We start from the raw sequence: 6558 nt of genomic DNA, 5'->3' as shown, positions 1-6558 counted from the left end.
GGTGGCGGGGCGTTCGTCGTCCTGCCACCCGGCCGGACTACGCTCCGGGGTCGGACGCGGGACCCCGCTCGCGTCGAACCCGAACGAGAGGTCAGCACGTGGTGCAGGAGATCGCGATCCGAGTCCGACTGCAGGAACAGGAGCGGGTGGGACTCGCCGAGTACGAGCGGATCGTCGGGTCGGTCGCGACCGTGGCCGCCCTGACCGCCTGGCTGCCGACGCCTGACGCGCGCCTGGTCATCCGCGGGCGCGGTGCCGAGCCGGTCCGGCTCGAGACCGTGTCGTACGGATCGACGTTCGAGATGCTCGTCGTGCTCGACCAGCGCAGTGCCGCGGTGGAGCGTGCCGCCGCAGCGGTCGCCTCGCTCGTCGCTGCGGTGCGCGACGAACCGGTCGCCGACGACGCCGCCGGTGTCGCGGGGGAGCTCGACCGCCTGGACCGTGCCGCACCCCGGGGCCGCTCGGTGCCGGAGCGGACGCTCCGCGCCTTCCTCGAGGGAGCGCGCGCGGACGTGCTCGCCCGGAAGAGCACGACGCGCCTGCGTGCGGCGTCGGCCCTGCTCCGGCTCGCCGAGGACGGTGCCGAGGTGACGGTCGAGCGGGTGGAGGACGCCCTCGCGACCGAGCTCACCGAGGAACCCGTCGACGTGCTCGAGGGCACCGGCTCGGTGGTCGTGGTGGAGCCGACCACAGCCGAGCAGGCCGTGGTCCCGACGACCGACGAGCAGCAGCCGACCGGAGCGCAGGAGCAGTCCGAGCAGAAGAAGTCGGGCAAGGAGAAGAAGCCCGACGAGAAGAAGTCGGACAAGCACGACAAGAAAAAGTCGGGCGGGAAGAAGTCCGACAAGAAGAAGTCGGGCAAGGAGAAGAAGCACGACAAGAAGAAGTCCGACGACAAGAAGAAGTCGGGCGGTAAGAAGTCGAAGCAGCGCTAGCCGCCCCGCCGCCCTAGAAGTCGAACAGGTTCGCCCGGATCCCTCCGGCGCCGTACTCCCGTCGCAGGAGTCCACGGCGTCGGAGCGCCGGCACCAGGTCCCCGAACATCCGATGGACCTGCGCCGGGTGCAGGTCCCCGGAGAAGATGATGCCGTCGTTGTCGGCGTCGCTGCCGAGCTCCTCGATGAAGTCCGCGAACTCCTCGGCGGTGCCGACGAAGCCGTCGCGCTCGGACACCCGCCCGAGCCGCGCCTTCCGCGTGAGCAGCTCCCGCAGCGGGGCGTCCGGGGTGTCGCCGACCAGGCCGCGGACGGTGCCGGCGGAGACGTGGTCGCCGAAGGTGCTCGCCGGGATCGGAGCGTCGAGGTCGAGCGAGAGCAGGTCGGTCTCGGAGTCGCTCGACCAGGCGACCGCAGCGGTCCGCAGGTCCTCGTCCGACGGGTGCGCGGACGCCTCGACGAGCCGGTCGGCCTCGGCGGACGACGGCACGATCACGGGCTTGAGCACGAACAGCACGCGCAGGTCGGACGGGGAGCGCCCGGCCAGCGCTGCGGCGTCCGTGACCCGGCTCCGGTACTCGCGGACGGCCGACGCCGACAGTGGTGCGAGCGCGAGCTGGACGTCCGAGTGGGTGCCGGCGAACCCGAGGCCGCGGCCGGAGCCGCCGGGGGAGACCACGACGGGGTCGGTGTCCAGCGGCAGGGCGTTGAGCGGCCCGTCGACCGTGAAGTGGGCGCCCTCGTGGTGGAAGGCGTCGAGGGCGTCGCCGTCCGCGAAGGTCCAGTCCGACGCGTCGCCGACGTACCCGGAGCCCCAGGAGTGCCAGAGGCGGCGGACGAGCGTGAGCCACTCCTCGGCCCGGTCGTAGGCCTGGTCGTGCGGGATCGGTGCCAGGCCGACGTGCCGAGCGCTGCCGGTGTCGGTGACGACGTTGATGCCGAGGCGGTCACCGGACAGGTGCGCGAGCGTGGCGAACTGCCGTGCCGCCAGGTACGGCGGGGTGATGCCGGCGTTCACGGTCGGGGCGATGCCGATGTGCGACGTAGCGGCGAACAGGTACGGCGCGAGCAGCAGCGGGTCGTGCTTCGGGCCGCCGTAGGCCTGCCGGATGCGCAGGTCGAGCGTCGCGGGGTCGCCGAGCGAGACGGCGTCCTCGGCGATGACGAGGTCCATGCCGGCCTGTTCGAGCGCCCGGACCGACTGCTGGTAGAGCTCCGGCTTGGTCCAGTCGTGGCCCCAGTCCCAGTCCGACCGGCCCCACGCCTGCGGTCCGAAGCCGCGCGAGAAGAAGTACCCGAAGTGCTGCAGCGCCGCCACGGTCAGGCCGCCCCGGCGACGACGTGCGGCGTGGCGGTGCGCCCCGACGGTCCTCGGACCGCCGCGAAGCCGCGCTCCAGGTCCTCGATGAGGTCCTCGACGTCCTCGATGCCGACGGACAGCCGGAGGAGGCCGTCGTGGATGCCCAGGGCGGCACGTTCCTGCGGCGTGCGGCCGGCGTGCGTCGTGGTCGCCGGGTGCAGGATGAGCGAGCGGACGTCGCCGAGGTGGGTCATCCGGCTGAACAGCTGCACCGCGTCGATGAATGCGTGTGCGGCGGGCTCGCCGCCGGCGAGCGTGAAGGAGAAGACGGACCCGGCTCCCCGGGGCAGGTACCGCTGGGCGAGGTCGTGGAACGGACTGGAGGCCAGGCCCGCGTGGTCGACGCTCGTCACGTCCGGCTGCTGGTCCAGGAAGGTCGCGACGGCGAGCGCGTTCGCGCTGTGCCGTTCGACGCGCAGGGACAGGGTCTCGAGACCCTGGCGGAGCAGGAACGCGTTGAACGGGGACGCGGTCGGCCCCATGCGCGAGGCGACGTCGTCGCGCGTGGCGGTGATCCACGCGCGGGTGCCGTGCCGCTCGACGTAGCTCGCGCCGCCGAGCGAGCGTTCCGGGCGGGTCAGGTGGTCGAAGCGACCGGGGGTGGCGGACCAGTCGAACGTGCCGCCGTCGACGACGACCCCGCCGAGGCCCGACCCGTGGCCGGACAGGAACTTCGACGCCGAGTGGACGACGATGTCGGCGCCGTGCTCGATCGGCCGGACCAGGTACGGCGTGGCCAGGGTGTTGTCGACGACGAGGGGCACGCCGGCGCGGTGCGCGGTCTCGGCGACGCCGGTGATGTCGAGGACGTCGTTCTTCGGGTTCGGGATCGTCTCGGCGAAGAACGCCTTCGTGGTCGGACGGACGAGCCGGGCCCACGCGTCGAGGTCGCGCTGGTCGGCGACGAAGTCGACCTCGATGCCGAGTCGGCCGAGGTTCTGCACGAGCAGCCCCCTGGTGCCCTCGTAGATGCTCCGGGCGCTGACGACGTGGTCGCCGGCCTGCAGGAGTCCGAGGAACGTGATCGCCGCGGCCGCCTGGCCGCTGCCGACGAGGATCGCCTCGACGCCGCCCTCGAGCAGCGCGATGCGCCGTTCGACGTCGGCGTTCGTCGGGTTGCCGAGGCGCGTGTACGTGTAGCCGTCGTCGGTACCGGCGAAGCGGTCGCGGGCCTGGGCGGCGTCGTCGAAGAGGAACCCGGAGGACATGTGGATCGCCGGCACGCGGGCGCCGTGGGCGACGTCGGGCACGACGCCGCCGTGCACCTGCTCGGTCGTGAAGCCGCGGTGGTCGTTCGGCACGGGACACCTCCTGGGTCGGGGACGCGGTCAGCCTCGCAGTCCCGGACCGGGTCGTGGTGAACACGACGTCCGGTTACGTCGGCGGCCTCCGACGGTCTTCCCAGGCGTGGTGGTGGCCGGGGCTGCGATGCTGGTGCCTTGACCACCGCAGCCCCGCCCCTCGTCTTCGTCGCGCTCGTCGTCGGCGCCGTCCTGCCGTTCGTGCCGCTGGTGGGTCGCGTCGCCCGGATCGCCGCGACCATCGCGCACGAGGTCGGCCACTGCGTCGTCGTCGTGCCCTTCGGCGGGCGCATCCAGCGCATCGACCTGCACCCGGACGGCTCCGGCGAGGCCTGGGTGCAGCTCGGTCGGGTGCCGTCCGGGGTGCGGTGGCTCGTCCGCGTGCTCAACCTGTACGCCGGCTACAGTGCGCCGCTCTGGGCGGGGGTGCTGCTCGTCACCGGGGTGCTGCACGGGTCGCGGTGGCTGCCGGTCGTGGTGCTCGGGGTGATCGGGCTCGTCGCGCTCGTCTTCGTCCGGAACTGGTTCGGGGTCCTCGTCGTCGTCGGCTTCGACGCACTGGCGCTGTGGGTGGCGCTCCGGCCGTCGGAGACCACGGTGCTCGTGGTGGCCGCCGTGGGCGCGTTCTTCGTGGTCGACGGGCTGCGGTCGGTCGTGCGGGTCGCCGGGTGGCTGCTGACGGGCGCCCGGGTGCAGACGGACTTCCACATCGCCGCCGCCGAGATGCGGGTGCCGGCCGGGCTGTGGTTCGTGCTGTTCGTGCTCGTGAACGCCGGTGCGGTGTGGCTGGCGCGCGGGCCGTTGCTCGCGGTGTGGGACACCGTCGTCACCGGCGTCCGCGCGCTGACCTGAACGCGCACCGACCTGACCGAGCGCCGACCTGACCGAGCGCCGACCTGACCGGTCGCCCGGGGCTCGACCGCTGGCGACGGAAGCGGCTGCGGCTACTCCGCGCTGACCGCGGCGGTCGAGCGGAGCTGCTTGTCGACGGCGCAGCCGAGTCGCAGGGCCAGGCCCCTGGCGAGCATCTGCAGGGGCACGACGGCCTCCACCGGTCCCCACGCCGCGGCGCCGATGCCCCGGGGGCCGAGGGCGGGCACGTCCGAACCCGCCCCGCCGATGGTCACCACGAAGCCCCCGCGCGCACGGACCGCGGCCACCGCGGCCAGGGTGTCGGGCTCGCCCTGGTCGATGACGACCACCGGGGTGCCCTCGTCGACCAGGGCGAGCGCCCCGTGCTGGAGTTCGCCGACGGGGTGGGCCTCGGCCCACCGGGAGCTCAGCTCGGTGAGCTTGAGCGCGCCCTCGGCGGCGTACGGCAGTGCCGCGCCGCGCGCGGTGACGAGGAACCCGCCCGCCCGCGCCACGCTCGCGACGAGCAGCGGCATCCGATCGGCGGACACCTGTTCCGCGTGGACGAGCCGGGCGGGCAGGTCGGCGAGCTCGTCGACCAGGAGCCGGGCACGTGACGGCTCGATGCGGCCGGAGGTGACCATCGCCGCGACCATCGCCGCGATGCCGACCACGACCTGCGCGGTGAACGTCTTCGTCGGTGCGACCCCGACCTCGGCTCCGGCGCGGGTGTCGAGCACGGCGTCCGCCCGGCGTGCCAGGGACGAGTCGAGGGTGCTCGTCAGGGCGAGCACCGGGTACCGGTCGTCGAGGACGTCGAGGGCGCGGAGCACGCCCGCGGTCTCCCCGGAGCGGCTCACCGCGAGGACGAGCGTGCTCGGCCCGAGCACGGCCTGGTCGGCCTCGCTGGCGACGACGACGTCCGTGGGGACGCCGCCGATGCCGCGCACCGCCGCGGCGATCGCCTCGCCGGCGTGCAGGGAGCTGCCGCACGCGACGACGGCCAGGCGGTGGAAGCCGGGCAGACCGAGCCGCACCCACGCGCTGCCGTCGGCGGTGTGCGGTGCGACACGCCGCAGGATCGACGCCACGACGGCGGGCTGCTCCGCGATCTCCTTCGCCATGTGGTCCGGGTGGTCGCCACGGCCGGGCGTCGTCGCCGCGAAGGGTGTGGGGGTCGGGAACGGTACCGGGACGGCGACCCCGCCGGACGACCAGTCCCAGGCGTCGCCGAGCTCGACGACGTCGCCGTCACGGAGCGCCACGAACGTCTCGCACCACGGGGCGATCGCCGTGACGTCGCTCGCCACGAAGTCGCCGAGCAGCGACCGCGCCGCCACGAGCGGGGAGCCGTGGGCGGCGACGACCATCCGACCGTCCCGCGCGTCGAGCACGGCGACCGCCCACGACCCCTCGAGCTGTGCGGTCGCGACCTGCACGGCGAGCATCAGGTCGGGGTCCACCGCGAGTGCCCGCCCCACCAGGTGCGCGACGACCTCGCCGTCGTCCGCGGTCCGGAACCGGTGCCCCTGGGCGGTGAGCGTCCGCCGCAGCCGCCCGGCGTTCGTGACCACGCCGTCGTGCGCCACGCTGATCCGGTCCGAGCAGCCGCCGTGCGGGTGCGCCGAACCGACCCCGGCGACCGAGCGGGTCGTCCCCGCGCCGCCACGGACGGTCCGGACGGCGGTGTCGGCGGAGACGCGGGCGGGGTGCCCGAGCCGGGCGAGCCCGTCGAGCAGGTACGGGGTGGCGTCGTCGGCGACACGGACCGCGATGATGCCGCACATCGGCTGTCCCTTCGGTGGGGAGCGTGGGGTGGTGGATCAGGAGCGGGACGGCACCGACCGCCGTCGGGTCTGCCGCGGGTCCGGGACCGCCCGTCCGGCGGTACCCGTCCACGGATCAGGCGTGGGACGGGCCGGGGTCGTCGGGTCGAGCGGTTCGGGTACCGGACTCGGGTACGCGGTCGGGCCCCACGAGGGGCACGGCGGTCGGTGCAGGAGCAGCATCGCCGCGCGCCGCGACGGCGGCAACGGCCGCGCGTGGCTCTTGCGGTTCACCGCGCCCGGCGTGCGACGGGCCGCGGGCCCGTGCGGGGTCCCGCAACGCG

5 protein-coding genes are annotated in these 6558 nt (G+C 74.1%); 2 read left to right on the top strand and 3 right to left on the bottom strand.

The window, feature by feature from the left end:
* Positions 1-98 precede the first annotated feature (98 nt).
* A complete protein-coding gene (locus BIU97_RS04995; RefSeq protein WP_071253755.1) occupies positions 99-935 on the top strand; it encodes a hypothetical protein in 837 nt (278 codons plus the stop codon).
* A gap of 13 nt (positions 936-948) precedes the next feature.
* On the opposite strand, the gene BIU97_RS04990 is transcribed toward BIU97_RS04995, so the two are convergent.
* Together BIU97_RS04990 and BIU97_RS04985 are read right to left on the bottom strand one after the other, a co-directional pair.
* Entirely contained in the window at positions 949-2253 is a 1305-nt protein-coding gene (locus BIU97_RS04990; protein ID WP_071253753.1) for an LLM class flavin-dependent oxidoreductase, read from the bottom strand.
* Positions 2254-2255: 2 nt separating this feature from the next.
* Positions 2256-3596, bottom strand: coding sequence for an O-acetylhomoserine aminocarboxypropyltransferase/cysteine synthase family protein (locus BIU97_RS04985; protein ID WP_254782901.1), 1341 nt, complete (start codon positions 3594-3596; stop codon positions 2256-2258).
* Positions 3597-3734: 138 nt separating this feature from the next.
* Here BIU97_RS04985 and BIU97_RS04980 point away from each other — a divergent pair, with 138 nt between their 5' ends.
* Entirely contained in the window at positions 3735-4448 is a 714-nt protein-coding gene (locus BIU97_RS04980; protein ID WP_071253751.1) for a M50 family metallopeptidase, read from the top strand.
* Positions 4449-4540: 92 nt separating this feature from the next.
* Here BIU97_RS04980 and BIU97_RS04975 read toward each other — a convergent pair whose 3' ends face one another.
* Positions 4541-6235 carry an SIS domain-containing protein gene (locus tag BIU97_RS04975; protein ID WP_071253749.1) on the bottom strand — a complete coding sequence of 565 codons (1695 nt, stop codon included), beginning with the start codon at positions 6233-6235 and terminating at the stop codon, positions 4541-4543.
* Positions 6236-6558: the final 323 nt, after the last annotated feature.

This window comes from Curtobacterium sp. MCBA15_009, assembly GCF_001864895.1.
In the GTDB taxonomy this organism is placed as follows: Bacteria; Actinomycetota; Actinomycetes; order Actinomycetales; family Microbacteriaceae; genus Curtobacterium.
Note: the sequence above shows the minus strand (reverse complement) of the source record. Positions and strands in the feature narration are given on the sequence as shown.